At 71.6% G+C, this 26,279-nt stretch carries 29 protein-coding genes; 13 read left to right on the top strand and 16 right to left on the bottom strand.

Translation table 11 applies throughout. The features are described 5' to 3' along the window. Positions 1–3 precede the first annotated feature (3 nt). Genes B079_RS0110965 through amaP form a run of 3 tightly spaced genes read left to right on the top strand, consistent with a single transcriptional unit; the run spans position 4 to position 1,612 of the window. The gene (locus tag B079_RS0110965; RefSeq protein ID WP_018545847.1) at positions 4–414 is read left to right on the top strand and encodes a hypothetical protein; all 411 of its coding nucleotides are present in this window, start codon (positions 4–6) and stop codon (positions 412–414) included. Next, positions 411–1,025, top strand: a complete 615-nt coding sequence (locus B079_RS0110970) for a DUF6286 domain-containing protein (RefSeq protein WP_018545848.1) — start codon at positions 411–413, stop codon at positions 1,023–1,025. The genes B079_RS0110965 and B079_RS0110970 overlap by 4 nt, the downstream gene beginning before the upstream one ends. A 5-nt stretch (positions 1,026–1,030) precedes the next feature. Beyond that, positions 1,031–1,612, top strand: a complete 582-nt coding sequence (gene amaP / locus B079_RS0110975; protein ID WP_026248571.1) for an alkaline shock response membrane anchor protein AmaP — start codon at positions 1,031–1,033, stop codon at positions 1,610–1,612. Between the two features lie 56 nt (positions 1,613–1,668). On the opposite strand, the gene B079_RS0110980 is transcribed toward amaP, so the two are convergent. From B079_RS0110980 to B079_RS0111000, 5 genes are all read right to left on the bottom strand, one after another. Then, the gene (locus B079_RS0110980; RefSeq protein WP_018545850.1) at positions 1,669–2,424 is read right to left on the bottom strand and encodes an SDR family oxidoreductase; all 756 of its coding nucleotides are present in this window, start codon (positions 2,422–2,424) and stop codon (positions 1,669–1,671) included. A 4-nt stretch (positions 2,425–2,428) separates the two neighbouring features. After that, positions 2,429–4,222: a glycoside hydrolase family 15 protein gene (locus tag B079_RS0110985; RefSeq protein ID WP_018545851.1), complete on the bottom strand. Its 1,794-nt coding sequence runs from the start codon at positions 4,220–4,222 to the stop codon at positions 2,429–2,431. 93 nt (positions 4,223–4,315) lie between these two features. Further along, positions 4,316–5,170, bottom strand: coding sequence for an SURF1 family protein (locus B079_RS0110990; protein ID WP_199779896.1), 855 nt, complete (start codon positions 5,168–5,170; stop codon positions 4,316–4,318). 34 nt (positions 5,171–5,204) lie between these two features. Then, positions 5,205–5,438, bottom strand: coding sequence for a hypothetical protein (locus B079_RS0110995; RefSeq protein WP_020939201.1), 234 nt, complete (start codon positions 5,436–5,438; stop codon positions 5,205–5,207). A gap of 132 nt (positions 5,439–5,570) precedes the next feature. Then, the gene (locus B079_RS0111000; protein WP_026248572.1) at positions 5,571–6,557 is read right to left on the bottom strand and encodes a DEDDh family exonuclease; all 987 of its coding nucleotides are present in this window, start codon (positions 6,555–6,557) and stop codon (positions 5,571–5,573) included. A 307-nt stretch (positions 6,558–6,864) separates the two neighbouring features. Between B079_RS0111000 and B079_RS0111005 the strand changes: the two genes are divergently transcribed. Next, positions 6,865–7,911: a zinc-dependent alcohol dehydrogenase family protein gene (locus B079_RS0111005; RefSeq protein ID WP_018545855.1), complete on the top strand. Its 1,047-nt coding sequence runs from the start codon at positions 6,865–6,867 to the stop codon at positions 7,909–7,911. A 43-nt stretch (positions 7,912–7,954) separates the two neighbouring features. On the opposite strand, the gene B079_RS0111010 is transcribed toward B079_RS0111005, so the two are convergent. From B079_RS0111010 to B079_RS0111025, 4 genes are all read right to left on the bottom strand, one after another. Continuing rightward, positions 7,955–8,944 (bottom strand): CopD family protein, encoded by a 990-nt coding sequence (locus B079_RS0111010; RefSeq protein WP_037801372.1) that lies wholly within the window; start codon positions 8,942–8,944, stop codon positions 7,955–7,957. Positions 8,945–9,011: 67 nt separating this feature from the next. Next, on the bottom strand, positions 9,012–10,382 hold the full coding sequence (locus B079_RS0111015; protein WP_018545857.1) for a CoA transferase: 1,371 nt from the start codon (positions 10,380–10,382) through the stop codon (positions 9,012–9,014). An 85-nt stretch (positions 10,383–10,467) separates the two neighbouring features. Continuing rightward, positions 10,468–10,620 (bottom strand): hypothetical protein, encoded by a 153-nt coding sequence (locus B079_RS35495; protein WP_018545858.1) that lies wholly within the window; start codon positions 10,618–10,620, stop codon positions 10,468–10,470. Between the two features lie 370 nt (positions 10,621–10,990). Next, positions 10,991–12,538, bottom strand: a complete 1,548-nt coding sequence (locus tag B079_RS0111025) for a S8 family peptidase (RefSeq protein ID WP_018545859.1) — start codon at positions 12,536–12,538, stop codon at positions 10,991–10,993. Positions 12,539–12,821: 283 nt separating this feature from the next. Here B079_RS0111025 and B079_RS0111030 point away from each other — a divergent pair, with 283 nt between their 5' ends. From B079_RS0111030 to moaA, 3 genes are all read left to right on the top strand, one after another. Continuing rightward, positions 12,822–13,178: a DUF485 domain-containing protein gene (locus B079_RS0111030; protein ID WP_018545860.1), complete on the top strand. Its 357-nt coding sequence runs from the start codon at positions 12,822–12,824 to the stop codon at positions 13,176–13,178. Next, complete coding sequence (locus tag B079_RS0111035; protein WP_018545861.1) at positions 13,175–14,818, top strand: cation acetate symporter; 1,644 nt, start codon at positions 13,175–13,177, stop codon at positions 14,816–14,818. Before B079_RS0111030 ends, B079_RS0111035 begins: the two co-directional genes overlap by 4 nt. A 189-nt stretch (positions 14,819–15,007) precedes the next feature. Continuing rightward, positions 15,008–15,997 carry a GTP 3',8-cyclase MoaA gene (moaA, locus tag B079_RS0111040; protein WP_018545862.1) on the top strand — a complete coding sequence of 330 codons (990 nt, stop codon included), beginning with the start codon at positions 15,008–15,010 and terminating at the stop codon, positions 15,995–15,997. Positions 15,998–16,000: 3 nt separating this feature from the next. On the opposite strand, the gene B079_RS0111045 is transcribed toward moaA, so the two are convergent. Further along, on the bottom strand, positions 16,001–16,222 hold the full coding sequence (locus tag B079_RS0111045) for a hypothetical protein (protein ID WP_018545863.1): 222 nt from the start codon (positions 16,220–16,222) through the stop codon (positions 16,001–16,003). A 249-nt stretch (positions 16,223–16,471) separates the two neighbouring features. Then, positions 16,472–16,867, bottom strand: coding sequence for a DUF3099 domain-containing protein (locus B079_RS0111050; protein ID WP_018545864.1), 396 nt, complete (start codon positions 16,865–16,867; stop codon positions 16,472–16,474). Between the two features lie 273 nt (positions 16,868–17,140). Here B079_RS0111050 and B079_RS0111055 point away from each other — a divergent pair, with 273 nt between their 5' ends. After that, positions 17,141–17,425: a GlsB/YeaQ/YmgE family stress response membrane protein gene (locus B079_RS0111055; protein ID WP_026248574.1), complete on the top strand. Its 285-nt coding sequence runs from the start codon at positions 17,141–17,143 to the stop codon at positions 17,423–17,425. Between the two features lie 97 nt (positions 17,426–17,522). Here the strand turns inward: B079_RS0111055 and tyrS are convergent, their stop codons facing one another. The 5 genes from tyrS to B079_RS31675 form a co-directional block, all read right to left on the bottom strand. Then, positions 17,523–18,791 carry a tyrosine--tRNA ligase gene (gene tyrS / locus B079_RS0111060; protein WP_018545866.1) on the bottom strand — a complete coding sequence of 423 codons (1,269 nt, stop codon included), beginning with the start codon at positions 18,789–18,791 and terminating at the stop codon, positions 17,523–17,525. 56 nt (positions 18,792–18,847) lie between these two features. Beyond that, positions 18,848–20,242 (bottom strand): metallopeptidase TldD-related protein, encoded by a 1,395-nt coding sequence (locus B079_RS0111065; protein ID WP_018545867.1) that lies wholly within the window; start codon positions 20,240–20,242, stop codon positions 18,848–18,850. An 82-nt stretch (positions 20,243–20,324) separates the two neighbouring features. Continuing rightward, positions 20,325–21,848 (bottom strand): TldD/PmbA family protein, encoded by a 1,524-nt coding sequence (locus B079_RS0111070; RefSeq protein WP_018545868.1) that lies wholly within the window; start codon positions 21,846–21,848, stop codon positions 20,325–20,327. Positions 21,849–21,935: 87 nt separating this feature from the next. Next, positions 21,936–22,124 (bottom strand): DUF397 domain-containing protein, encoded by a 189-nt coding sequence (locus tag B079_RS0111075; RefSeq protein ID WP_018545869.1) that lies wholly within the window; start codon positions 22,122–22,124, stop codon positions 21,936–21,938. A gap of 91 nt (positions 22,125–22,215) precedes the next feature. Continuing rightward, positions 22,216–23,007, bottom strand: coding sequence for a helix-turn-helix domain-containing protein (locus B079_RS31675; protein ID WP_420705763.1), 792 nt, complete (start codon positions 23,005–23,007; stop codon positions 22,216–22,218). A 132-nt stretch (positions 23,008–23,139) separates the two neighbouring features. On the opposite strand from B079_RS31675, the gene B079_RS31680 reads away from it, so the two are divergent. The 5 genes from B079_RS31680 (at position 23,140) to fabI (ending at position 26,180) form a co-directional block, all read left to right on the top strand. Further along, a complete protein-coding gene (locus B079_RS31680) occupies positions 23,140–23,622 on the top strand; it encodes an ATP-binding protein (RefSeq protein ID WP_106432283.1) in 483 nt (160 codons plus the stop codon). Positions 23,623–23,848: 226 nt separating this feature from the next. Beyond that, the gene (locus B079_RS0111090; protein ID WP_018545871.1) at positions 23,849–24,133 is read left to right on the top strand and encodes a type II toxin-antitoxin system Phd/YefM family antitoxin; all 285 of its coding nucleotides are present in this window, start codon (positions 23,849–23,851) and stop codon (positions 24,131–24,133) included. 5 nt (positions 24,134–24,138) lie between these two features. Then, on the top strand, positions 24,139–24,525 hold the full coding sequence (locus B079_RS0111095; RefSeq protein WP_078495917.1) for a type II toxin-antitoxin system VapC family toxin: 387 nt from the start codon (positions 24,139–24,141) through the stop codon (positions 24,523–24,525). Positions 24,526–24,702: 177 nt separating this feature from the next. Further along, entirely contained in the window at positions 24,703–25,407 is a 705-nt protein-coding gene (gene fabG / locus B079_RS0111100) for a 3-oxoacyl-[acyl-carrier-protein] reductase (protein WP_018545873.1), read from the top strand. A gap of 5 nt (positions 25,408–25,412) precedes the next feature. Beyond that, the gene (fabI, locus tag B079_RS0111105; RefSeq protein ID WP_018545874.1) at positions 25,413–26,180 is read left to right on the top strand and encodes an enoyl-ACP reductase FabI; all 768 of its coding nucleotides are present in this window, start codon (positions 25,413–25,415) and stop codon (positions 26,178–26,180) included. The last annotated feature ends 99 nt before the right edge of the window (positions 26,181–26,279 follow it).

The following is a 26,279-nucleotide window of genomic DNA, read 5'->3' on the forward strand; positions in this document are numbered from 1 at the left end:
GCCGTGAGCGCGACGGCGGCAGGCCGTCCGGCCACGGAGCCCACCCCGGCGGGCGAGCGGGGCGCCACGAAGATCGCGGACAAGGTCGTCGCGAAGATCGCCGCACAGGCGGCCCGCGAAGCCCTCGCCCCGCTCCCGCCGGGCGTCGGCCGCCCGTACGCCACGGTCGCCGTGCGCCCCCACGGCTCCGGCGCCGCGCGCGGTAAGGACGGCCCGGTCGGCACCGCCCGCGTGCGGATCTCGCTCGAACTCGCCTACCCGGCCGACATCGGTGCCCGCTGCGCCGCCGTACGCCGCCGGGTCACCGAGCGGGTGAGCGCACTGGTGAACATGACGGTGCCCGAGGTGGTCGTCCAGGTCGAGCGGCTGCATCCGGTGGCCGTGCCCGGTGACCCGAACGGGAGGACGACATGAGCGAGAACACCACCCACCGCCTGCCCGTCCTCGACCCCGAGGAGCAGCCCGCACCTCCGCCCGAGAAGGGCAGTGGCCGCTTCTGGTCCCCGCGCCGCGTCCCGGCCGCCTTCGCCGCCCTGTGTCTGCTGGGCGGCGCGGGCCTGCTGCTGTACGACGTGGCCGCCGTGCGCGCCGGGCGCCCCGCGATGTACTGGCGCCGCGAACTGGCCCGCCAGCTCGCCGAGCAACGGGTCGACGCCATCCCGGTACTGGCGGGCGCGGCCTTCGTCGCCGCCGTCGGACTCTGGCTGCTCCTCCTCGCGTTCACGCCCGGACTGCGCCGCCTGCTCCCCATGAGCCGCCCGCACCCCGACGTGCGCGCCGCGCTGCACCGGAATGCCGCCGCCGTGCTGCTGCGCGACCGCGCCATGGACATCTCCGGGGTCCGCGAGGCCCGCGTCCGGGTCGGCCGCGGAAAGGCGGACGTGCGGGTGGTCGCGCACTTCCGTGAACCGGACGAGGTCCGCGCCGACCTGGACTCCACGCTCGACGGCGCGGTCCGCGAACTGGGGCTGAGCCACCCGCCGAAGCTGTCGGTCCGGGTCCGCCGGCCGGGGAAGAAGGGGTGAGCGCGATGCGCACCGGCATCGTCAACCGGGTCCTGCTCGCTCTCGCGGGCCTGCTGCTGCTCGCGCTCGGCGGGGTGGTCCTCGCCGCCGGGCTGGGGGCGCCCTTCCCGCGCTGGTGGGTCCACTCCGGCACGCACGACGTGCTGCTCAGCCGGGCGGAGCGCACCAGCTTCCGGGACACCGGCTGGTGGTGGCCCGCCCTCATCGCGGGCCTGGCGATCCTGTTCCTGATCGGCGTGTGGCGGCTGGTGTCGGTGCTGCGCCGCCACCGGGTCTCCGAGGTCCGGGTCGACACCGGCGACGGCGGCACCGCCCGGCTGCGCGGCTCGGCCCTGGAGAACGCGCTCGCCCAGGACGCGGCGGGCCAGGAGGGCATCGCCCAGAGCGACGTCCTGCTGACCGGCCGCCGCAGCGCCCCGGCCGTACGGGCGTGGTTCCGGCTGGAGCCGGACATGCCCCCCGGCGCCGCGCTCGCGGAGTTCACCTCAGGACCCCTGGCCCGCGCCCGGGACTCGGCGGGTCTCACGGCGCTGCCCGCCGAGGTCCGGCTGCGGGTGATCAGGCACCGCGCCGAACGCGTCACCTGACCGCCGTGCAGTGACCGCCCTGAAGTCGAGCCCCCGCACCGCGAGTTGACGGAACGTCAGAACCCGCGCCGCATCCCCCCGTCCACCGGCGCCATCACGCCCGTCAGATAGGACGCCGCCGGGGACAGCAGGAAGGCGGCGACCCGGCCGAACTCCTCCGGGGTGCCGTAACGGCGCAGCGGGATGCGGGACTCGGCGGCCGTGCGGGTCGCCTCGGGGTCGGCGGACAGGCTGTCCAGCTCGCGCACCCGGTCGGTGTCGATACGGCCCGGCAGCAGCCCGAGGACCCGGATGCCGCGCGGACCCAGCTCGTCCGCGAGGGACTTGGCGAACCCGGCGAGCCCGGGGCGCAGCCCGTTGGAGACGGTCAGCCCCGGGATCGGCTCGTGCACCGAGCCGGACAGCACGAAGCCGATGACCCCGCCCGGCTCCAGCTCGGCCGCTGCCGCGCGGGCCAGCCGCACCGCGCCGAGGAACACCGACTCGAAGGCGTCCCGCCACTGCTCGTCGGTCACGTCCGCCACGAAGCCGGGCGGCGGGCCGCCCACGCTGACGAGGATGCCGTCGAAGCCCCCGAAGTGCTCACGGGCCGCCGCGATCAGCCGCTCGGGCGCCGCCGGATCGGCGTTGCCGACGGCCACGCCCACCGCGTCCGGGCCCAGTTCGGCGGCGGCGTCGGCCACCCGCTGCTCGTCCCGGCCGGTGACGACCACCTTCGCCCCGTCGGCGACCAGCTGCCGCGCGGCGGCGTTGCCGAGCCCCCGCGAGGCCCCGGTCACGATGTACACCCGGTCCTTCAGTCCAAGATCCATGGCCCTATCCTGCCCCCTCGCCCCCGAAGAGTGTGCGGGCGGTGTTCACCAGGGCGATGTGGCTGAACGCCTGCGGGTAGTTGCCCAGCTGGCGGTCGGCCACCGGGTCGTACTCCTCGGCCAGCAGCCCCACGTCGTTGGACAGGTCGACCAGCCGGGCGAAGAGATCCCGCGCCTCCTCGGTGCGGCCCGTCAGGTGCAGGGCGTCGGCCAGCCAGAACGAGCAGGCCAGGAAGGCGCCCTCGCCCTCGGGCAGCCCGTCCACCACCGGGCCCCCGGCGTCCTCCGTGTCGTAGCGGCGCACGAAGCCGTCCTGGCCGAGGCCCGCGCGGATCGCGTCCACCGTGCCGATCACCCGGGGGTCGTCCGGCGGCAGGAAGCCGACGCGCGGGATCAGCAGCAGGGCGGCGTCCAGGGTGCGCGAGCCGTAGTACTGGGTGAAGGTGTTGCGCTCCGGGTCGTACCCCTTCGCGCACACCTCCCGGTGGATGTCGTCCCGCAGCTCCCGCCAGCCCGTGAGGTCGCCCTCCAGGCCGGGGTGCTCCTCCAGGGTGCGCACGGCGCGGTCGACGGCCACCCACACCATCACCTTGGAGTGCGTGAACTGCCTGCGGCCCCCGCGCACCTCCCACAGCCCCTCGTCGGGCTGCCGCCACGCGGAGCGCAGGAAGTCGATCAGCGCGCACTGCAGGGACCACATGTGCGGCCGGGGCGACAGGCCCGACTGCCGTGCCAGCCACAGGGAGTCCATCACCTCGCCGTACACGTCCAGCTGGAGCTGGTCCACCGCGCTGTTGCCGATCCGGACCGGCGCCGAGCGCGCGAACCCGGAGAGCCAGGGCAGCTCGCTCTCCGGCAGCCGCCGCTCGCCCGCGACCCCGTACATGATCTGAAGGTCCTCGGGGCTGCCCGCGACCGCCCGCAGCAGCCAGTCGCGCCACGCCTCGGCCTCCTCGTGGTAGCCCGCCGCGAGCAGCGCGCCGAGGGTCAGGGTGGAGTCGCGCAGCCAGCAGTAGCGGTAGTCCCAGTTGCGCACCCCGCCCAGCTTCTCGGGGAGCGAGGTGGTCGCGGCGGCCACGATCCCGCCGGTCGGGCGGTAGGTGAGCGCCTTGAGGGTGATCAGCGAGCGGACCACGGCGTCTCGGTACGGCCCCTCGTACCGGCACCGCGCGGCCCAGCTCCGCCAGTCGCGCACGCTGGACTCCAGCGCCTCGTACGGGTCGATCAGCCGGGGGCGCGGCTCGTGCGAGGGGTGCCAGGTGAGCACGAACGCGACCCGCTCGCCCTCGTCGACGGTGAACTCCGCGTGGGTGCCGAAGTCCTCGCCCCAGGTCCGCACCGGCGGCACGGTGCGCAGCCAGGTCGAGTCGGGGCCCGCCACGGCCACCCGGTGCCCGTCCGAGCGCCGCATCCACGGCACGATCGAGCCGTGGTCGAAGCGCAGCCGCAGCGTGCTGCGCACGAGGACCCGTCCGCTGACGCCCTCCACGATCCGTACGACGTCGGGCACCCGGGCGCGCTGTGGCATCAGGTCGGTGACGCGTACCGTCCCGTCGGGGGTGTCCCACTCGGTGTCCAGGACCAGGGTGTCGGGCCGGTAGGCGCGCCGGGTGCAGGTGTGCGCGTTCTTGGGGGCGATCCGCCAGTGGCCGTTGTCCTCGTCCCCGAGGAGCCGGGCGAAGCAGGCGCCGGAGTCGAAGCGGGGAAGACACAGCCAGTCGATCGAGCCGTCCCGCCCGACCAGGGCCGCGGTCTGCTCGTCGCCGATGAGGGCGTAGTCCTCGATGCGCGCGTTCACGGGAAGCGGGTTCCCGGCGGGTCTGAGGGGCAATCAGGTGGTGCGGCCGGGGGAGTGACGGGGGTGGGGCAGGGGTTCCGTACAGCGCGGGCGCTATACGGCGGCGGCAGGCTCGGCCTCCGAGGAGCTGCCCTCCGTGTCGTCCCCGGCCGCCGCCGCCTCCGCCTCCGCCCGGTCCCGGATCTCGCGGCGGACCAGGAACCACCAGCCCACCGGGACCGCGGCGGCGAACAGCCACCACTGGATCATGTACGCGTAGTTCAGCGGAGCGTCCTCGCTGCCCGGGCTGGAGATCTGCTCCGGGGTGCCCCCCTTGGGTGCGGGCGCGGTCTGCTCGACGTAGCCGCCGAGGACCTTCGCGCCGAGGCGCCGGGCCTCCTCCGCACTGTTGATCAGCATGATCTGCCGGTCGGGGAGGCCCTTGACGTTCTTGATGCCGCTGGCCGCCGTCGTCTCGTCGGCCATGAGCCGCCCGGTGACGGTGGTCCTCCCGGCCGGGGGCGCCGGGATCTTCGGGAAGGCCGTCTGCACGCCGTTCGCGGGGATCCAGCCCCGGTTGACCAGCACGACCGCGCCGTTCGTCAGCCGCAGCGGGGTCAGCACGTGGAAGCCGACCGCGCCGTCGGAGTTGGTGCGGCGCCGGACGACCACTTCGTGGGCGGTGTCGAAGGTGCCGGTCGCGGTGACGGTGCGGTACTTGTCCAGGCGCGTCACGGCGTGGCCGGGGGAGGTGAGCCGTTCGACCGGGACGGGGTCGGCGTGCAGCGCCCGCGAGACCAGGTCGTTGCGGGCGGTGCGCTCCTCGTACCGGTGGTGCTGCCAGAAACCCAGCTCGATCATCGTCGGGATCAGCGCGATCGCGACGAGGGTGAGGATCACCCACTGGGGGGTCAGCAGGAAGCGGTAGCGGTGCACCCCACGACGGTACCCCCGGCCCGTGGGGCGCATTCGGGCGGGTACCGGGTCACACCCGGGCACCAGGTCACACCCGGTCGACCACCCCCGTCCTGCCCTCGGCCCGCGCGCAGTGGGCGCCGCAGTACCAGTGGCCCTCCACCTCCACGCCCTGTCCGATGATCTGCACCCGGCAGTGCTCGCAGATCGGGGCCATGCGGTGGATGGCACAGGAGAAGCAGTCGAAGACGTGCACCGCGCCCTGCGCGTGGACCTCGAAGGTCATTCCGTAGTCATTGCCGCATACTTCGCATCTCGCCATGCGGCTCAGGGTGAGCCGTCCCGGGGTGCCGGGCGAGCGGGGGCGGGGGCGAGTCGCGGCGAATCACCCGTCCGCCCGGTCGCCTGGCCTGCCCACCGGTCCGCACACCCGCACCGGTGCTGTCCGTGCCCGCTACGACTGCCCGTCGGCGGGCTCCACGTCCCGCAGCAGCTGCCCGAACGCCGCCTCGTCCACCACCGGCGTGCCGAACTGGCGGGCCTTGGCCGTCTTGGAGGTGCCCGAGTCGGGGTCGTTGGTGACCAGCAGGCTGGTCAGCCGGGACAGGCTCGTCGCCACGTGCAGCCCGGCCTCGGTCGCCCGGTCCTCCAGCAGGTCGCGCTCGGTGGAGGTGTCGCCGGAGAACGCCACCCGCATGCCCTGCTTGAGGCGTTTACCCGGTTCGTACCGTCCGGGGTTGGGGTACGGGCACGCGGGCCGCTTGCGCGCGGGACGCCAGCTCGCCGAGCCGCCGTAACCGCCCCCGCCCTGACGGCCGATGCGGGGCGCGTCCGACCACTCGGTGAGCGGACGGCACTCCAGCAGCGGCAGCCGTACGTTCCCCGCCGCCGCCGCGCGCAGGCTCGGCTGGAACGCTTCGGCCAGCACCCGCGCGTCGTCCAGGGCGTGGTGCGCGCGCTGCTGCACGACGCCGAAGTGCGCCGCAAGGGACTCCAGCTTGAAGTTGGGCAGCGGCAGGCCCAGCTCCTTGGAGAGCGCGATGGTGCACAGCCGCTGCCGCACCGGGGGCTCCCGGCGGGCGCGCGCGTACTCCCGCGCGATCATCTGCCAGTCGAAGACCGCGTTGTGCGCGACCAGCACCCGGTCCGCGAGCCGCGCCGCGAACTCCTCCGCCACCTCCGCGAAGAGCGGGGCCCCTTCGAGGACGTCGCTCGTCAGCCCGTGTATCCACACCGGGCCCGGATCGCGCTCGGGGTTGACCAGCGTGTACCAGTGGTCCTCGACCTCGCCGCGCGCGTCCAGGCGGTAGACGGCGGCCGAGATGATGCGGTCGTCGCGGGCCAGGCCGGTGGTCTCCACGTCGACGACCGCGTATCCCTTCGGATACACGGCCGGCCACGGGGTGGAGGAGGACACAGCGGTCGCACGGTCTTCGAGCATGGTCACTGAGGATACGGGCCACCACCGACACCGAGGGCCCCCAGGGGCGAAGACCACGCCCCGCCGGGTCGGCCGTCGTATGCCTGTACGGCCCTGGCCCGTATGCCTGTACGGCCCCGGGCGAGCGCCTGTTCGCGCCGTGGGCCGGGGCGCCTCCCGAACCCCGCCCAGCGGGTACGGAGTTCCGGCCGCCCCGCTCTTTCCCCTGGTCCGGCGCTCCCTGAGCGCGCGGCACGCCCCCGGCACGGCGTACCGTGAGACGCGCTCGACCACCGCCGAGCCCCCTCGCACCAGAAAGACCCGCACCATGCGCGCCACCACCATCCACGCCCCCTTCGACATGCGCGTGGAGGACGTGCCCGAGCCGGTGGTGCAGCTGCCCACCGACGCCGTCGTACGGGTGCTGCGCGCCTGCATCTGCGGCAGCGACCTGTGGGCTTATCGCGGCGAGGCCGCCCGGCAGCCCGGCCAGCGCATCGGGCACGAGTTCCTGGGCGTCGTCGAGGAGACCGGCTCCGAGGTGGGCACGCTGCGGCGCGGGGACCTCGTGGTCGCCCCGTTCATGTGGTCCGACGGCACCTGCGAGTACTGCCGCGAGGGCCTGACCACCTCCTGTGTGCACGGCGGCTTCTGGGGCTCCGTCGGCTACGACGGCGGCCAGGGCGAGGCCGTGCGCGTGCCGTTCGCCGACGGCACCCTCGTCAAGCTGCCCCAGGAGGCGGCGGCCGACGACCACCTGCTGACCTCCCTGCTCACCCTGTCCGACGTCCTCGGCACCGGCCACCACGCCGCCCTCGGCGCGGGCGTGCGCCCCGGCTCCACGGTCGCCGTCGTCGGTGACGGCGCGGTCGGCCTGTGCGCCGTGCTCGCCGCCAAGCGGCTCGGCGCCGAGCGGATCATCGCGCTCGGGCGGCACGAGGTCCGCACGGAGATCGCCCGCCGCTTCGGCGCCACCGACGTGGTCGCCGCGCGCGGCGAGGAGGCCGTCGCCGCCGTCCGCGAGCTGACCCGGGGCCAGGGCGCGCACTGCGTGATCGAGGCCGTCGGCACCGAGCAGTCCATGAGCACGGCCGTCCACATCACCCGCGACGGCGGCTCCATCGGCTACGTCGGCGTGCCCCACGGCAGCGGCACCGGGCTCGACCTCAGCGTCATGTTCGACCGGAACATCGCCCTGCGCGGCGGTGTCGCCCCGGTCCGCGCCTACCTCCCCGACCTGCTGCCCGACGTGCTCGACGGCACGATCGACCCCTCCCCGGTCTTCGACATGACCGTGGACATCGAGGGCGTCCCGGACGGCTACAAGGCGATGGACGAGCGCACGGCCCTGAAGGTGCTCGTCACCAACGGCTGAACCGGCGGCTGAACTCCCGTGCGGGCGCGGCCGGTCGGGACGGTCAGGACCAGCGGATCGGCAGCGGCAGCGCCGTGAGCAGCCCCGAGACCGCCACCACCGCGCCCAGCACGGCCACCTCGGCCCACGCGGGCACGGCGGCGGCGAGCGGGTCACCGCTCCGGCCCAGCCGCACCCGCGCCCACAGCGCGAGCACGGCGACGACGGCGACGAGCAGCACCTTGGCGAGCAGGGTGCGGCCGTACGCCGTCGTCGTCAGCTGGTCCAGGACCGTGCCCGGCGGCATCCGGCGCAGGGTGCTCCACACGCCGGTCGCGGTGAGGACGGCGAGCAGCACGGCGGCCCCGCGCGCGTACCGCCCGAGCAGCGCGGCGCCCTCCGCACAGCCCCGCCAGACCCGCAACGTCCGCAGGGTGTACGGCAGTCCGCCCGCCCACAGTGCCGCACAGGTCAGATGCGTGAGCGTCAGCAGTGATCCGGTGAGCGGCCCGTGCTCGGCGGCCGGGTGCGCGCGCAGCGCCTCCGCGACCAACACCGATGTAAGCGGCCACAGTTGGAGCCCGGGACGCCGTGAACGGGCGCAGAACGCGGCCAGCAGAAAGGCGTTGACCTCCAGCAGGGCCAGCCTGCCGTCGCGGGAGGCGTAGAGACCGCCGAGGTCGATCTGGCCGAGGCCGCGCGGGACGAGGTTGCCGGTGGCGACGACGGAGGCGAGGGCCAGCGCGGCGAGACACCCCACCGTGTTGGCCAACGGCGCCCAGGAGCGCGGACGTTCACCGGGCAGCCCGGCCGCCAGCCGCCCCGCGAACAGCTCACCCAGCGACACGCTCAGCGCGACGAACAGCACCCCGCGCAGCAGCGCCGTACCCCCCGCACCGGGCGCCGCAGCTTCTCCGGTGCCGTGCAGCGCGGCACTCGGGCCCAGCAGCGGGATGAGCGCGGCGAGCAGAGCCAGGACCAGCACCGCCACGCCCCGCCGGACACCGGACCGTACGTCCGGAGAGCTGACGGAGGCGGCACGCGGAGAACTCACGCGACGATACTGGCCAATAGGGCGTTCGCCGGACAAGTGCGCCTATGCGAAGGCCGGTTGAGGGGCCCTAGCTCCAAGTGGCCGCGCTCGACCCCCACGGAACCGGCGGAGCGGCCCAGTCGGTCGGGCCGCCCGTGAACGACACGGCGGGTCGTGCGTACCTCAACCGCCCGAGGGGACTGTCCCGTTCGGCCAGCCAGGCGTCCTGGTCGTACTTCGGGCCGCCCGGGGACGGGTCGGGTCCGGCCTCGTGGGTCAGCCAGTGGGCGGTGCGGGCGAGGGCGAGGCGCACCAGGCGCCCCTGGCCGTCGCGGGAGCGTTCGCCGAGGGCGCGCAGGATGCCCGCCGCCATCAGATAGCCGGAGCCGTGGTCCAGCGCCTGTGCGGGCAGCGCGCCGGGCTCCATGGTCGAGCCCTCGGTGGCCGCGATGCCGGTCGTCACCTGGACGAGGCTGTCGAAGCCGCGCCGCTCGCCCCAGGGCCCGTACGCGCCCCACGCCGAGATCTGCGCGACGATCAGGCCGGGGTGGCGCTCGGCCAGCGCCTCGGGGGAGAGACCGAAGCGGTCCAGGGCGCCGGGGCGGTAGCCGGTGACGACCACGTCGGCCGAGGCCAGCAGCTCCTCCAACACCGTGGTGTCGGCGGTGAGTTCCAGAGTGGTCGACCGCTTCCCGAACCCCGTGTCCGCGTGCTGGTCGGGCAGTTCGGGCAGCTCGGGCCCGTCCACGCGCAGCACGTCGGCGCCGAGCAGCGCGAGGGTACGGGTCGCGACAGGCCCGGCGAGGACCCGGGTGAGGTCCAGGACGCGCAGTCCGGCGGCGGGCAGCAGCGGCGTCGACTCGCCGTCCAGGGGCGGGAGTTCACGCGCCGAGGCCGCGCCGATCGGGGCGCGCTCCACCAGCGGGCGCAGCGCCACCTCGGCGCCCTGCGGATGCGCCGCCCACTGCCCCGGGGTGCGCAGCGCCACCGCGAGACCCCCGGCGGCGTACACCGCCTCCTCGATCTCCAGGGCGGAACGCTCCAGCATCAGCGGCTCGATGTCCTCGGGTCCGGCCCCGTCGGGCAGGCCGAGCGCCCCGAGGAGCCGGAGCCGGTGATGCGGATAGTTGGCATGGGTGCGCACCCAGCCGTACCCCGCCCGCCACCAGCGCGACAACGGCGCGAAGGTGACCGGCGCCCGCCCGTCGATCCGCAGCACCCGCTCACTGTGGAACGCGGTCACGACCGCCCCGTCGTCCACCACGGCACGCGGCACCGCCCCGAGCCCGGCCCGCACCGCCCCCAGCTCGGCGGCGGCCAGTGCGCACACCCCCACACAGGCACGTGCCAGCCGCTGCACCGGAAGCCGGGAGATCAGCGCCGCCGGGCGCTCGACGGAGACCAGCCGCGCGGGCAGTTCGGCATCGCCACCCAGCGCGGCCCAAGCAGACTTGATCATCGGATCGGTCACCGCTGCACTATGCATCAGCCACCCCACCCCGACAAGGAGGCGCCCACCTGTCGCGCCGAGCGGGTCGGGCGGCTCAGCCGGTACGCCCGGCCCGGTGGCGGCGGCAGAAGAGGACCAGCCCCGTCACCAGGCAGACCGCCAGGACGACCGCGCAGGTGAGGACGAGCGGAGTGATCCAGCCGCTCACGAAGTCCTGCTGCGCCCCGTCGTCCCAGTGACAGGTCACCCGGGGCGGCAGGAAGCCGCTGTCGTAGCGGACGAGATGGACCGGCGGGCGCAGTTCGAGCTGGTCGGGGCAGGCGTGGGCCGGGACGGTCAGGACGACCTGGAGGCAGCCGAGCAGATAGCAGGCGAGCCCCGTGACGGCGGATGCCTTGACGAGGGCGACGAGCCACCGTCCCGCCCGGAACCGGACGACGGCGTGGGTGTTCCGGCTCTCAGACGTGGCGAAGTCCCCCCGTGCGCGGCCCTGTTAGGCCCTTCGGCGGAGATCACCATAGACCGGCCCGGCGGAGCGGCGCGGCCTGGCGGGCGCACCGGCGTGCTCGCCGTCGCCCACCAGGCCGCGTTCGGTCTCGCTGTCGAAGCGGCAGCGCCTAGCGCGTCACAGCCTTCAGCGCGTCCGCGATGCCGTGGCCGTAGAACCCGTTCCGGTTCTTCGTGCCCTCGCAGACCGCGTCCACCTTGCCGTCGCCGTCGATGTCGTACGGGTCGGTGCAGGCGGTGGGCGTGGCCTGGGCGTAGAGGAGGGCCTTGACCTGGGCCGGGGTGGCGTGCGGGTGGGTCGACTTGATCAGGGCGGCGACGCCGACGACGTGCGGGGTCGCCATCGAGGTACCGGCCATGTAGCCCCAGGTGTTGCCGGGCAGCGGGCCGAGGATGAGGCCGCTGGTGGCCGGGGGAGCGGGGGTCTGGTAGGCGGTGGAGTCGCCGCCGGGCGCGGCGATGTCGATGACGCCGAGACCGTAGTTGGAGAAGGACGACTTCAGGCCCTTGGCGCCGGTGGAGGCGACGGTGACCACGCCCGGGAGCTGGGTCGGGATGTCGAAGCACTTGCGCGGGTCGATCGTCCGGTCCGAGGCGGTGCCGTCGTTCGGGGAGACCGGGTCGGTGATCGAGTCGGCGGCGAGGTCGTAGCTCTCGTTGCCCGCCGCCGCGACGTTGACCGTGCCCTTGCGCTCGGCGTACCGCGAGGCCCGCTCGACGGCGGTGACCAGGGCCTTCTGGTCGGGGTCGTTGGCGCAGTTGAAGTACCAGGGGTCGGTGTAATAGCTGTTGTTGGTCACGTCCACGTGGTGCTCGGCGGCCCAGACGAAGCCGCAGACCACGGCCTCGGTGTAGAAGTAGCCGTCCGGGTTGGAGACCTTGATGCCCGCGACCTTCACGCCGGGGGCCACGCCCGTGATGCCGACGCCGTTCTTGGCGCCCGCGATCTCACCGGCGACATGCGTGCCGTGCGGGCTCTCCCCGGTGCCTGGCCGCCAGGCGCCGTCCGCGGTGTCCGGCTTGCCGGAGACGCAGTTGACGGAGGCGGAGCGGTCGAAGTTGGGCGCGATGTCCGGGTGGGTGTCGTCCACACCGGTGTCGATGACGGCGACGGTGACCTTGCGGCTGCCGAGCGTCTTCTCGTGCGCCTTGTCGGCCTTGATGGCGGGCAGGTCCCACTGGAGCGGTTCGAGCGGGTCCTCGCCCTGCGCGGCGGACTTCTTCGCGTCGGCCAGCTGCGCCGCGCTCAGCGCCTTCGGCGTGCCGAGGTCGGTGGTCGACTGCGCGGGCAGCGGGGCGTTGCGGGTGGCACCGGCCGAGTCGACGCCGTGCACACGGCGGATCGCCTTGGCGAAGTCCGGGTTCGCGGAGTGGACGACGATCACGCCTATCCGGTCGTAACTCGTGACGACCGTGCCGCCGTTGCGTCCTATCGCGCGCCGTACCGACTCGATCGTGCGACGGTCCGCCGAGGTGTTGACGACGTACGACAGCTCGGGGCCGTCGTACGTGCGGGCGGAGGCGTCCGACGCCTGACCGGCCGGGGCCGCGGGCGCGGCTGCCGAGGCCGTGCCCGGCAGGAAGCCGAGCGAGGCGGTCAGGGACAGCACGAGCGGCACGGCCGGCGCGAAACGGCGCCGGGAGCGCAGATGAGCCATGAAAACTCCACATCATCCGGATGAAAGACCGCCCGGGGCACACGAGTCCACCGGGCAGGTACATGACGGGTGGGCAGACTGAAACTATCCCTGTCGACGCGATGTCCGAAAGGGCGAACGGGAGTTGAACCGCCCCGGCTGGTCCGCCGTGCCCCCTGAGAGGGGTCCGTGCGGATCACGTTCCCCTGGCGGAATCACGTTGCGGAGCCGGGTATTGACTCCGGGTAACGTGATCACGTCCCATGAGGTCGGCAAGCGCACGCCCGGACGCGAGGAGACTTGAGTGGCCACCGAGACACCGCCCCCCGCGAAGCCCCAACCACACCTTCCCTCCACCGAGGAGTTCACCGAGGCACAGCAGAGCGCGGAGTTCGGTGAACTGCGCCGCGCACACCGCTCGTTCGCGTTCCCCCTGACGATCGCCTTCGTCGCCTGGTACCTGCTCTACGTCCTGCTCTCCTGCTACGCGGAGGGCTTCATGGGCACCAAGGTCGCGGGCAACGTCAACGTGGCGCTCGTCCTGGGCCTGGCCCAGTTCCTGACCACGTTCCTCATCGCCTGGTGGTACGCGCGCCATGCCGCCGCCAAGCTCGACCCCAGGGCCGAGGCCATCAAGTCCCGGATGGAGGGCGGCGCATGAGCCCCGCACCGCACACGATCGCGGCCCAGCACACCCTGCTCGCGGCCGGGGAGGCCAGCGAGCACCGGCCGCTGATCATCAGCCTGTTCGCGGTGTTCGTCGTCGCGACCCTCGTCATCACCGTGTGGGCGGGCCGCCAGACCAAGAGCGCCGCCGACTTCTACGCGGGCGGGCGCCAGTTCACCGGCTTCCAGAACGGCCTCGCCGTCTCCGGCGACTACATGTCCGCCGCGTCCTTCCTCGGCATCGCGGGCGCCATCGCCCTCTTCGGCTACGACGGCTTCCTCTACTCCGTCGGCTTCCTGGTCGCCTGGCTGGTCGCGCTGCTCCTGGTCGCCGAACCGCTGCGCAACTCAGGCCGCTACACGATGGGCGACGTGCTCGCCTACCGGATGCGCCAGCGCCCGGTCCGCACGGCGGCGGGCGTCTCCACCATCGTCGTCTCGATCTTCTACCTGCTCGCGCAGATGGCGGGCGCGGGCGTCCTCGTCTCGCTGCTGCTCGGCATCACCAGCGACGGCGGCAAGATCGGCATCGTCGCCCTGGTCGGCGTCCTGATGATCGTCTACGTCACCATCGGCGGCATGAAGGGCACCACCTGGGTCCAGATGGTCAAGGCGGTCCTGCTGATCGTCGGCGCCCTGCTGCTGACCTTCCTGGTGCTGCTGAAGTTCCACTTCAACATCTCGGACCTGCTCGGCAAGGCCGCCGACACCAGCGGGAAGGGCTCGGCCTTCCTGGAACCCGGCCTGAAGTACGGCGCCAGCGGCACCACCAAGCTGGACTTCATCTCGCTCGGCATCGCCCTGGTCCTCGGCACTGCGGGCCTGCCGCACATCCTGATCCGCTTCTACACGGTCCCCACCGCCAAGGCCGCCCGCAAGTCCGTCATCTGGGCCATCGGCCTGATCGGCGCCTTCTACCTGATGACCCTCGCCCTCGGCTTCGGCGCCGCCGCGCTCATCAAACCCGGGGAGATCATCGGCTCCAACAAGGCGGGCAACACGGCAGCGCCCCTGCTCGCGCTGCATCTCGGCGGGGTCGACTCCAACTGGGGCGCCGTGCTCCTCGCGACCATCTCCGCCGTCGCCTTCGCCACCATCCTCGCGGTGGTCGCGGGTCTGACGCTGGCCTCCTCGTCGTCCTTCGCGCACGACATCTACGCCAACGTCATCAAGAAGGGCCAGGCCACCGAGAAACAGGAGGTCGGCGCGGCCCGCTGGGCCACCGTCGGCATCGGCGCCGTCTCCATCGTGCTCGGCGCGCTCTCCCGCGACCTGAACGTGGCCGGACTGGTCGCGCTCGCCTTCGCGGTCGCCGCCTCGGCCAACCTGCCGACGCTGCTCTACAGCCTGTTCTGGAAGCGGTTCACCACCACCGGCGCCCTGTGGTCGATCTACGGCGGCCTGGTCACCGCCGTCGGCCTGGTGCTGTTCTCGCCGGTCGTCTCCGGCAAGCCCACCTCGATGTTCCCCGACGTGGACTTCCACTGGTTCCCGCTGGAGAACCCCGGCATCATCTCGATCCCGGTCGGCTTCCTGCTGGGCGCGGTCGGCACCCTGCTGTCCAAGGAGGTCCCGGACGCGGGCAAGTACGCCGAGCTGGAGGTCCGGTCCCTGACCGGCACCGGGGCGCACTGAGCACCGCGCACGACACCACGGCCGCGCCGCGCGGGCACCTCGCCCGTACGGCGCGGCCGGACCGTTTCTCCACAGCCCCGTCCGCTCGCGGCTGTCGATGTCATCACACTCGCGTAGGCTCGCAGGTGACGGAAAAAGAGCGGTCCGGGAAACACGCGGTCCAGACCGGAAGCGAGGGAGGGGGCCCACGTGCTCATCGACACCTACGGCCGAGTGGCCACCGACCTGCGGGTCTCGCTGACCGACCGGTGCAATCTGCGCTGCACGTACTGCATGCCCGAAGAGGGCCTGCAGTGGCTGGGCAAGACCGACCTGCTCACGGACGACGAGATCGTCCGCCTGATCGACATCGCGGTGCGCCTGCTCGGCATCGAGGAGGTCCGCTTCACCGGCGGCGAGCCGCTGCTGCGTCCCGGCCTGGTCGGCATCGTCGAGCGCGTCGCGGCCCTGGAGCCGCGCCCCCAGATGTCGATCACCACCAACGGCATCGGCCTCAAGCGCACCGCCGCCGCCCTCAAGCAGGCCGGACTCGACCGGGTCAACGTCTCCCTGGACACCCTGCGCCCCGAGGTCTTCAAGACCCTCACCCGGCGCGACCGCCACAAGGACGTGCTGGACGGTCTGCTGGCCGCGAGCGAGGCCGGACTCACCCCGGTCAAGGTCAACTCGGTCCTGATGCCGGGCCTGAATGCCGACGAGGCTCCCGACCTCCTCGCCTGGGCCCTGGAGCACGAGTACGAACTGCGCTTCATCGAGCAGATGCCGCTCGACGCCCAGCACGGCTGGAAGCGCGAGGGCATGGTCACCGCGGCCGACATCCTCGCCTCGCTGCGCACCCGCTTCGACCTCACCGCCGAGAACGCGGGCGAGCGCGGCTCCGCCCCGGCCGAGCGCTGGCTGGTGGACGGCGGCCCGCAGCGGGTCGGCGTCATTGCCTCGGTCACCCGCCCGTTCTGCGCGGCCTGCGACCGCACCCGGCTCACGGCCGACGGACAGATACGCACGTGTCTGTTCGCCACCGAGGAGACCGATCTGCGTGCGGCCCTGCGCTCGGACGCCGAGGACAAGGAGATCGCGGACATCTGGCGCACCGCGATGTGGGGCAAGAAGGCGGGCGCGGGCCTGGACGACCCGTCGTTCGTGCAGCCCGACCGCCCGATGTCGGCGATCGGCGGCTGAGGCTCAGCCTTCGGCCGACTCCTGCTTCTCCCACTCCGTCAGCAGCACGACGTCCTTCAGGAACCCGCGCACCGAGAGGAACTGCGACAGATGCTCGCGGTGCTCCTCGCAGGCGAGCCACGTCTTCCGCCGCTCCGGCGTGTGGATCTTCGGGTTGTTCCACGCGAGCACCCAGACGGCGTCGACGCGGCAGCCCTTGGCGGAGCAGATCGGTGTGTCACTCACGGTTTCGTCTCACAAGAACGGCTGCGGAAGGGCAGCGAAGGGGCTGCGAAAAGGCTCTGAACATGGCGACGCCGAGCAGCCACGGGGGGAGCTGCCCGGCGTCGGTCCGTCGCTCCGACGGGGGATGCGGAGCGCGTACGAAGTATGTCACGGGTCACCCGCGACCCGGCACCGGAACAGCGCGATTGAACTGAGCTTTTCCTGAGCTTGGCGGGAAGTCGTCTTCCGCTTTTCGGGCGTCTTCCCAGCTCAGGAGCGGTCCGGCCGTTCGCCGTGCGCCTCCGCCGCAGGACCGGCCGACGCGCCGCCGGGGCCGGATTCCGACCGTGCCGACCCGGGGTCCGCGACCGGCGCGATCATCGGTTTGGACGGGGTGACGACAAATGTCGAGGGCAGCGACGGCGGACGCTCCCGGCCCGCGTTCGCGATGACCACGGCGATGTACGGCAGCAGGGCGCCGAGCACCAGCGCCACGATGGCGACGTACCGCTCCACGTTCCACAGGGAGGCCGCGAGGATCACCGAGACGGTCCGGATCGACATGGAGATGACGTACCGCCGCTGCCGGCCCCGTACGTCCTCGGCGAGCCCGGTCCGGGCGCCGGTGATCCGGAACACCTGTCCGTCGCCGCGCTGCTTGAGCATCTTCAGTCCACCATCCGACCGCAAGGGACTCGTCCCCGTCCCGTACGAGCGCCCGGCCCGTCGGGGAAACCGGCCCGGGACACCCCCCACGGTACGCCGCCCCGGCCTCCGGCTCGATACCGGGGCGCCCCCTGCCTGCGGCGACCCGGGGGACGCCCCGGCACGTACGGCGGCACCCCGTGTGCGCGCCCCGCGCCCCGCGCACAGACTGGGGCCGAGGACACGGGACAGGACCAGGTCGGACCCGTGCCGGACCGTTACGAGGAGGCGGCCATGGGCTGGCTGTGGGCGATCATCGTGGGATTCGTGCTGGGCGTCATCGCCAAGGCGATCATCCCCGGAAAACAGCACAGCCCGCTGTGGCTGACCGTCATCTGCGGCACGATCGGCGGCCTGGTGGGCAACGCGGTGGCCCGGGCGGTGGGGGTCGCGGAGACCCGGGGCATCGACTGGACCCGGCACCTCTTCCAGCTGGTCGCGGCGATCATCATCGTCTTCATCGTCGACCGGCTGTACATGGAGACGCTGGGCAAGAGAAAGCAGCAGCGCCAGGTCTGAGGACGCGAGGTCCGAGGCCCGGCGGACATGCCGAGGGGGTGGCCACCACAACGGGCGGCCACCCCCTCGGCTCGTGCTCGGGCGCGCGGACCGGGCCTCAGGCCCCGGTGACCTCCACCGCGGCCAGGTTCTTCTTGCCCCTGCGCAGCACCAGCCAGCGCCCGTGCAGCAGGTCCTCGGCGGCGGGGACGGCGTCCTCGGCGGCGACCTTGACGTTGTTCACGTAGGCACCGCCCTCCTTCACCGTGCGGCGCGCGGCCGACTTGCTGGCCACGAGACCGACCTCGGCGAACAGGTCGGTCACCAGGCCCAGCTCGGCGACCTGGACGTGCGGGACCTCGGAGAGCGCGGCGGCGAGGGTGCGCTCGTCCAGCTCCGCCAGCTCGCCCTGGCCGAAGAGGGCCTTGGACGCGGCGACCACGGCGGCCGTCTGGTCGGCGCCGTGCACCAGCGTCGTCAGCTCCTCGGCCAGCGCGCGCTGGGCGGCACGCGCCTGCGGGCGCTCCTCGGTCTGCCGCTCCAGCTCCTCGATCTCCTCGCGGGACTTGAAGCTGAAGATGCGCAGGAACTTGGAGACGTCACGGTCGTCCGCGTTCAGCCAGAACTGGTAGAAGGCGTACGGCGTGGTCATCTCCGCGTCGAGCCACACCGTGCCCGACTCGGTCTTGCCGAACTTGGTGCCGTCCGCCTTGGTGATCAGCGGGGTGCCGAGGGCGTGCACCACGGCGTCCGGCTCGACGCGGTGGATCAGGTCGGTGCCCGAGGTGAGGTTGCCCCACTGGTCGCTGCCGCCGGTCTGGAGCGTGCAGCCGTAGCGCCGGTACAGCTCCAGGAAGTCCATGCCCTGGAGGATCTGGTAGCTGAACTCGGTGTAGCTGATGCCCGCGTCCGAGTTCAGGCGGCGGGAGACGGCCTCCTTGGCGATCATCTTGTTCACCCGGAAGTGCTTGCCGATGTCGCGCAGGAACTCGATGGCCGACATGCCCTGGGTCCAGTCCAGGTTGTTGACCATGACGGCCGCGTTCGGGCCCTCGAAGTCCAGCAGCGGCTGGATCTGGCCGCGCAGCCGCTCCACCCACTGGGCGACGATCTCCGGCGCGTTCAGCGTGCGCTCGGCCGTGGGCTTCGGGTCGCCGATCAGACCGGTGGCGCCCCCGACCAGACCCAGCGGCCGGTGACCGGCGTTCTGGATGCGGCGCATGGTCAGGATCTGCACCAGGTTGCCGAGGTGCAGGCTGGGCGCGGTCGGGTCGAAGCCGCAATAGAACGTGACGGGACCGTCCGCGAACGCCTTGCGCAGCGCGTCTTCGTCGGTGGAGAGGGCGATCAGCCCGCGCCACTTCAGTTCGTCGACGATGTCCGTCACGGTTCTCGTGTCTCCTTGAAGATCAGTCGGCAGTCGGGTGACAGCCGACTACGAGGTTATACGCCCTGGCTGACAGAGCTCATATTGAAATCCGGGACGCGCAGCGCGGGCATCGCGGCCCGGGTGAACCAGTCGCTCCACTCACGCGGCAGCGTGCGCTCGGTGCGCCCGGCCTCCGAGGCCCGGCCGAGCAGCCCGACCGGCGACTCGTTGAACCGGAAGTTGTTCACCTGCCCGGTGACCTCGCCGTTCTCCACCAGATACACGCCGTCCCTGGTCAGCCCGGTCAGCAGCAGGGTCGCCGGGTCCACCTCGCGGATGTACCAGAGGCAGGTCAGCAGCAGCCCGCGCTCGGTGTCCGCGACCATCTCGTCCAGGGAGCGGTCCTGGCCGCCGTCCAGGATGAGGTTCCCGAGCGCCGGGGCCACGGGCAGGCCGGTGAGGCCCGCGCCGTGCCGGGTGGTGGTGAGGTTGCGCAGGACGCCCTCGCCGATCCAGTCGGTGGGGTGGACGGGCAGCCCGTTGTCGAAGACGGACTGGTCGCCGCCGGAGGAGTGGGCCACCACGAACGGCGCGCACTCCAGGCCCGGCTCGTTCGGGTCGCTGCGCAGGGTGAGCGGCAGCTCGCTGAGCCGGTCGCCGACGCGGGTGCCGCCGCCCGGCTTGGAGAACACCGTGCGCCCCTCGGCCGCGTCCCGGCCCGAGGACGACCACAGCTGGTAGATCAGCAGGTCGGCCACGGCGGACGGCGGCAGCAGCGTCTCGTAGCGCCCGGCGGGCAGCTCCACGCGCCGCTCGGCCCAGCCCAGGCGTACGGCCAGCTCGGCGTCCAGCGCCGCCGGGTCGACGTCCTTGAAGTCCCGCGTGGAGCGTCCGGCCCAGGCCGAGCGGGTGCGGTCGGGCGACTTGGCGTTCAGCTCCAGGGTGCCGGTCGGCTGGTCGTGCCTCAGGCGCAGCCCGGTGGAGGTGCCGAGGTAGGTGGAGACCATCTCGTGGTTGGCGAAGCCGTACAGCTCACGGCCGCCCGCGCGGGCCCGCGCGAAGGACTCGCCGAGGGCGGGCGCGAAGTCCCCGAAGACGGCGGAGGAGGTCTCCAGGGGCGCGTCCGCGAAGTCGGGGGAGTGCGGCACCCCGCTGACCAGCGGCTGCGCGTCCTCGGCCGGACCGGCGGCGCGGGCGGCGGCCTCGGCGGCCCGCACCAGCGGCTCCAGGTCCTCGTCGGTGACGGCGGACCGCGAGACGACCCCGGAGGCGGTGCCCTGCTGCCCGTTCACGGTCGCGATCACCGTGAGGGTACGGCCCCGGGTCACGCCGTTGGTGGTGAGCGCGTTGCCCGCCCAGCGGAGGTTGGCGGTGGAGTTCTCGTCCGCGATGACGACGCAGCCGTCGGCCCGGGACAGCGCGAGGGCCCGCTCGACGACCTCGTGCGGCTTGCTGGTGCGCGGGCTCATCGACCGGCCTCCTGAGTCGTGTTCAGAATGTGCTTTCCCGGGGGATAACCCCCGGACCCCCAGCCGATCTCCGTGCGGACCTTCATCGACCGGCCTCCTGGGTCGTGTTGAGGATATTGACGCTCCGGAACAGAGCAGATGGGCAGCCGTGCGAGACGGCGGCGACCTGGCCCGGCTGGGCCTTGCCGCAGTTGAAGGCACCGCCGAGCACATAGGTCCCCGGACCGCCCACGGCGGCCATCGAACCCCAGAAGTCGGTGGTGGTGGCCTGGTAGGCGACGTCCCGCAGCTGACCGGTGATCCGCCCGTTCTCGATCCGGAAGAACCGCTGCCCGGTGAACTGGAAGTTGTAGCGCTGCATGTCGATGGACCAGGACCGGTCACCGACGACATAGATGCCCCGGTCCACGCCCCCGATCAGGTCTTCGGTGGACAGCCCGGCGGGATCGGGCCGCAGCGAGACGTTGGCCATGCGCTGCACCGGCACATGCGCGGGGGAGTCCGCGAAGGCGCACCCGTTGGACCGCTCGAACCCGGTCAACTTGGCGATGCGGCGGTCGAGTTGGTACCCGACCAGCGTGCCGTCCTTCACCAGGTCCCAGGACTGCGCGGCCACGCCCTCGTCGTCGTACCCGACGGTCGCGAGGCCGTGCTCGGCCGTACGGTCACCGGTGACGTTCATCAGCTCGGAGCCGTACTTCAGCTTGCCGAGCTGGTCGAAGGTGGCGAAGGAGGTACCGGCGTACGCGGCCTCGTAGCCTAGGGCGCGGTCCAACTCCGTTGCGTGGCCGATGGATTCGTGGATGGTGAGCCACAGGTTGGACGGGTCCACGACCAGGTCGTACAGCCCCGGGTCCACGCTCGGCGCGCGCATCTTCTCGGCCAACAGCTCCGGGATCTGCTCCAGTTCGGAGTCCCAGTCCCAGCCAGTGCCCTTCAGATACTCCCAGCCGCGTCCCACCGGCGGAGCGAGGGTGCGCATCGAGTCGAACTCGCCGCTGGAGTCGTCCACGGAGACGGCGGTCAACGCCGGGTGCAGCCGGACGCGTTGCTGCGTCGTGACGGTGCCTGCGGTGTCCGCGTAGAACTTGTTCTCGTGCACCGTGAGCAGCGAGGCGTCGACATGGCTCACGCCCTGCGCGGTGAGGAGCCGGTTGCTCCACTCCGCCAGCAGCGCGGCCTTCTCCTCGTCGGGTACGGAGAAGGGGTCGATCTCGTACGAGGACACCCAGGTCTTGTCCGCGTGCACGGGCTCGTCGGCGAGTTCGACCCGCTCATCCGACCCCGCCGCCTTGATGACCTGCGCGGACAGCTTCGCCATGGCGACGGCCTGCGAGGCGACCTTGGCGGCACCGTCCATGGTCAGGTCCACCCCGGACGCGAACCCCCAACTCCCGCCGTGCACCACGCGTACGGCGTACCCGAGGTCGGTGGTGTCCGACGACCCGGCGGGCTTGGCGTCCCTCAACCGCCACGACGCGCTGCGCACCTTCTCCAGCCGGAAGTCGGCGTGCTCGGCCCCGAGGGCGCGGGCGCGGGCGAGCGCGGCGTCGGCGAGGGCGCGGAGTGGTAGGGCGAGGAAGGAGGGGTCGATGTCTTGGGGCACGGGGGTTCCCTTCAGCAGTTGGCCACGCAAGGGGCGGGTACAGGACCAACTCCTGTACCCGCCCGATGATTTCTGTACGGCGCCGACTCAGTTGCGAGCCGCGAGGCTGGTGAACGCGGCCCAGGTGGAGGGGGTGATGGTGAGGGGCTGGATGTGGGTGTCTTTGGAGTCGCGGATGTGGACTGCCTCCGGACGCATGGCTACTTCGAGGCAGTTGGCACCCTCGTTATCGCTGTAGCTGCTCTTGAACCAAGCCAGCTCATCAGTGGTGCTCATAGCGCTCCTCGAATCTGTTCCAGCAGCTTCACGGTAGCTTGGCAATCCAAAGCCTGGGAACGCAGCTTGCCATAACGCTGAACCAACACGCTCACGTCTTTTGGTGCGGCGAGCAGGTGGCTCGACCGCTGACCTTCCGTGTAGCCGAGCCACTGGCAGGTAGGCGTCTCGGCCAAGTACAGCCGAGCCACTGGCAGGTAGGCGTCTCGGCCAAGTACATCGGCCCGCCGACGCCGCAGTGGTCTTCCCGCACCGTGGGCATGACCTGGATCTCGACATTGCGCCGGGTGCCCACCTCAAGGAGATGGTCGATGACTTGCGTCGTCACCTTCCTGCCCCCAATCCGCCGTTCGATGACGCTCTGCTCGATGATAAAGATGAACTCGGTATTGACCCTGGTGGAGATGAGCTGTTGCCGATCTAGCCGAGCTGTCACATAATGCTGGATTTGCTCCTCGCTCAATGGCGGTGGAGTGGAGTCGAACAACGCCCGAATGTATGCCTCCGGCTGAAGCATCCCGGGCACGGCTCGGCATTCGTACGCGTACAACGAGATCGCGTCTTCCTCGATCCCCGCCCACTCCTGAAACCGGTGTGCCAGTCCCGGACGCCTGGTCAGGCTGCGTGCCGCTGCCGCGAGTACTTTGCGTCCGTGCGCCCCTAGAGCCTCCTCGGCCCGCTCAGGCAGTTCCGAAGGCGGAAACCGCTTGCCCTGCTCGATCTTGGCGATGTAGGCAGGTGAGTACCCCACGAGCCTCGCGAACTCTTCCTGGGTCAGACCGGCCAGTTCCCGCAGTGACTTCAGTACCGCGCCGAAGATTCTGAGGCCCTCGGAAGGTTCGATCTCGACATTGTTGCTGCCCCCACCCTGGTCCGCCGTCATCCGAGCCGCCTCCCGTGTTGCTCAACTCATCACGATGAGTAACCCACCCAGTCCAGAGTGTGCACTGGTACAGCTACCTCTGTATGGGTTTCGTTCCTGTTGCCAGCTGGGCGGAATCAGAACCCTGGGACCATGTCCGTACCACAGGCCCAAGAGGCCGTCCCCGTAAGCGTGTTCGTACAGCGTCTCTCCGCGACCCGGCGCGGCGCCCGCGTCGCCCGGAGACTGGCCGTACTCCAACTCGACGAGTGGAACGTGCCGTACAACAGCGAGGGCTCCGAAACCGTCGCCCTGGTCGTCGCGGAACTCGCCGCCAACGCGGTGCTCCACGGCCGCGTACCCGGCAGGGACTTCGAACTGTGCCTCCGCTACGACCCGGCGGGCACCGTCCGCGTAGAGGTGTCCGACACGCACCCCGCGCATCCGGTGCTGAGCCCCGAGCAGGCGGACGGCGGTCGCGGCCTCGTCCTCGTGGCCGACCTCGCCACCCGCTGGGGCGTCCAGCCCCGCAAGGGGCCGGGCAAGACGGTGTGGGCGGAGTGCGCGGTGACGCGGGCGAAGCCGGTGGAGGACGAGGGCTCTCTCACGCCGGACACGGCGACCCCGGCTCGATGACCAGCACACCCTCACCGGCGGGAAGGTCGAACCGGGCGGCGAAGCGGCGCGCTCGCGCCCTCCCGCCGGTTCCGCACCGCGAGCCGACGGGGGGGGGGCCGGTGCCGGACTCCCGGGGGACCGCCGTCATCGCCGCAGCTCCCGCTGCCACCCCCGATGAGCCGCTAGGTTTGTGGGTACGATCGGCTATATGTAGGCACAACCGGTCGAAGCGAGGGAGCCTGGCATGAGCACCATCTCCGTCCGCGAGTTCTCGTACAACCCCAGCGCGGTCTTCGCCCGTGTCGAGAAGGGGGAGGCGATTCAGGTCACCCGGCACGGCAACGTGATCGCCATACTGTCTCCGGCCGGTGGCCCCATGGAGCGGTACGCGCACCTGGTGGCCCAAGGGAAGATCAAGCTGAAGCCGGTCACCGCTGCCGACCGGCACGACATGCCGCATTACGAGGTGCCCGAAGACGTCGATCCTCTGGCGCTGCTCCTGGCCGAGCGTGAGGAGGACGACCGTTGATCTACATGGACGCATCCGCGCTGGTCACGTGGATGACCCGCCGCAACTACTGGGGTGACCTGGACGCCTTCCTACAGCAGCAGGTCACCGAGATACTCGCCACCAGCACGCTCGGCTTCGTGGAGACCGTACGGACAGTGGATCTCATGGGGCACTTTCCGAAGGCGATGGAGGATCTGGACGCCCGGATCACCGAGATCCTCCTCACCCGGGAGGTGCGTGACGGAGCGGCTCTGCTGGTCGGGCGGCTGCGGACGTTGGACGCGATCCATGTGGCCAGTGCGCTGTCGTTGCGCGACGACCTGACAGCCGTGGTGACGTATGACCGCAGGATGCTCGAAACGGCCCGCGCCGAGGGGCTGCCCGCCTACGCCCCCGGCGTGGCGGACTGACGACACTCCAGCCTGTAGGAATCCCACAGCACTCGCCGTGAGCCACTGTCGGTGCCCGCTTGCCCTCGGACGCGGCGCGACCGATAGGTTTTCGGTGAAGCCGCCTGTCCGACGGACGTCGATTCGTCCGGGCGGATTGTCGGAACGCTGCAGACCGCTAATCGAAAGGGTGATCCGTTGAGCCGCTCGGTTCTCGTCACCGGAGGCAACCGGGGCATCGGCCTCGCCATCGCCCGCGCTTTCGCCGACGCAGGCGACAAGGTCGCGATCACGTACCGCTCGGGTGAGCCCCCGGCGGGCTTCCTCGCGGTCAAGTGCGACATCACCGACCCCGAGCAGGTCGAGCAGGCGTACAAGGAGATCGAGGAGCAGCACGGCCCGGTCGAGGTCCTGGTCGCCAACGCGGGCGTGACCAAGGACCAGCTCCTGATGCGCATGTCCGAGGAGGACTTCACCTCGGTCATCGACACCAACCTCACCGGCACCTTCCGCGTCGTGAAGCGCGCCAACCGCGGGATGCTGCGCGCCAAGAAGGGCCGCGTCGTCCTGATCTCCTCCGTGGTCGGTCTGCTGGGCTCCGCCGGGCAGGCGAACTACGCCGCCTCCAAGGCCGCCATGGTCGGCTTCGCGCGCTCCCTCGCCCGTGAGCTGGGCTCGCGCAACATCACCTTCAACGTCGTCGCCCCCGGCTTCGTGGACACCGACATGACCAAGGCGCTCACCGACGAGCAGCGCAAGGGCATCGTGTCGCAGGTGCCGCTCGGCCGCTACGCGCAGCCGGAGGAGGTCGCCGCCGCCGTGCGCTTCCTCGCCTCGGACGACGCCTCGTACATCACTGGAGCCGTCATCCCCGTTGACGGCGGACTGGGAATGGGTCACTGATCACCATGAGCGGAATTCTCGAGGGCAAGCGCATCCTGATCACGGGTGTGCTGACGGAGTCCTCCATCGCCTTCCACGCGGCCAAGCTCGCGCAGGAGCAGGGCGCCGAGATCATCCTGACCGCCTTCCCGCGGCCCACGCTGACCGAGCGCATCGCCAAGAAGCTGCCGAAGCCCGCCAAGGTCATCGAGCTGGACGTCACCAACGAGGAGCACCTCGCGCGCCTGGCCGACATCGTCGGCGAGGAACTGGGCGGCCTGGACGGCGTCGTCCACTCCATCGGCTTCGCCCCGCAGGACGCGCTCGGCGGCAACTTCCTGAACACCCCGTTCGAGTCGGTCGCCACCGCCATGCACGTCTCCGCCTTCTCCCTGAAGTCGCTGACCATGGCCTGCCTGCCGCTGATGCAGAACGGCGGCTCGGTCGTCGGCCTCACCTTCGACGCGCAGTACGCCTGGCCGCAGTACGACTGGATGGGCCCGGCCAAGGCCGCCCTGGAGGCCACCAGCCGCTACATGGCGCGCGACCTGGGCAAGCAGAACATCCGCTGCAACCTCATCTCCGCCGGTCCGCTCGGCTCCATGGCCGCGAAGTCCATCCCGGGCTTCTCCGACCTCGCCGCCGTGTGGGACACCCGCTCCCCGCTGGAGTGGGACCTCAAGGACCCGGAGCCGGCCGGTCGCGGCATCGTCGCCCTGCTGAGCGACTGGTTCCCGAAGACCACCGGCGAGATCATCCACGTCGACGGCGGTCTGCACGCGATCGGCGCCTGAGCCGCAGCCGTGCCGTAGCTGTCGCGCCGTATCGGTGCCGCGAGGCCCGCATCCCGGAAGGGGTGCGGGCCTCGTCCCGTAGGGGCTGTCACTCGCAAG

It is taken from the genome of Streptomyces sp. LaPpAH-108, assembly GCF_000373625.1.
Taxonomy (GTDB): domain Bacteria; phylum Actinomycetota; class Actinomycetes; order Streptomycetales; family Streptomycetaceae; genus Streptomyces.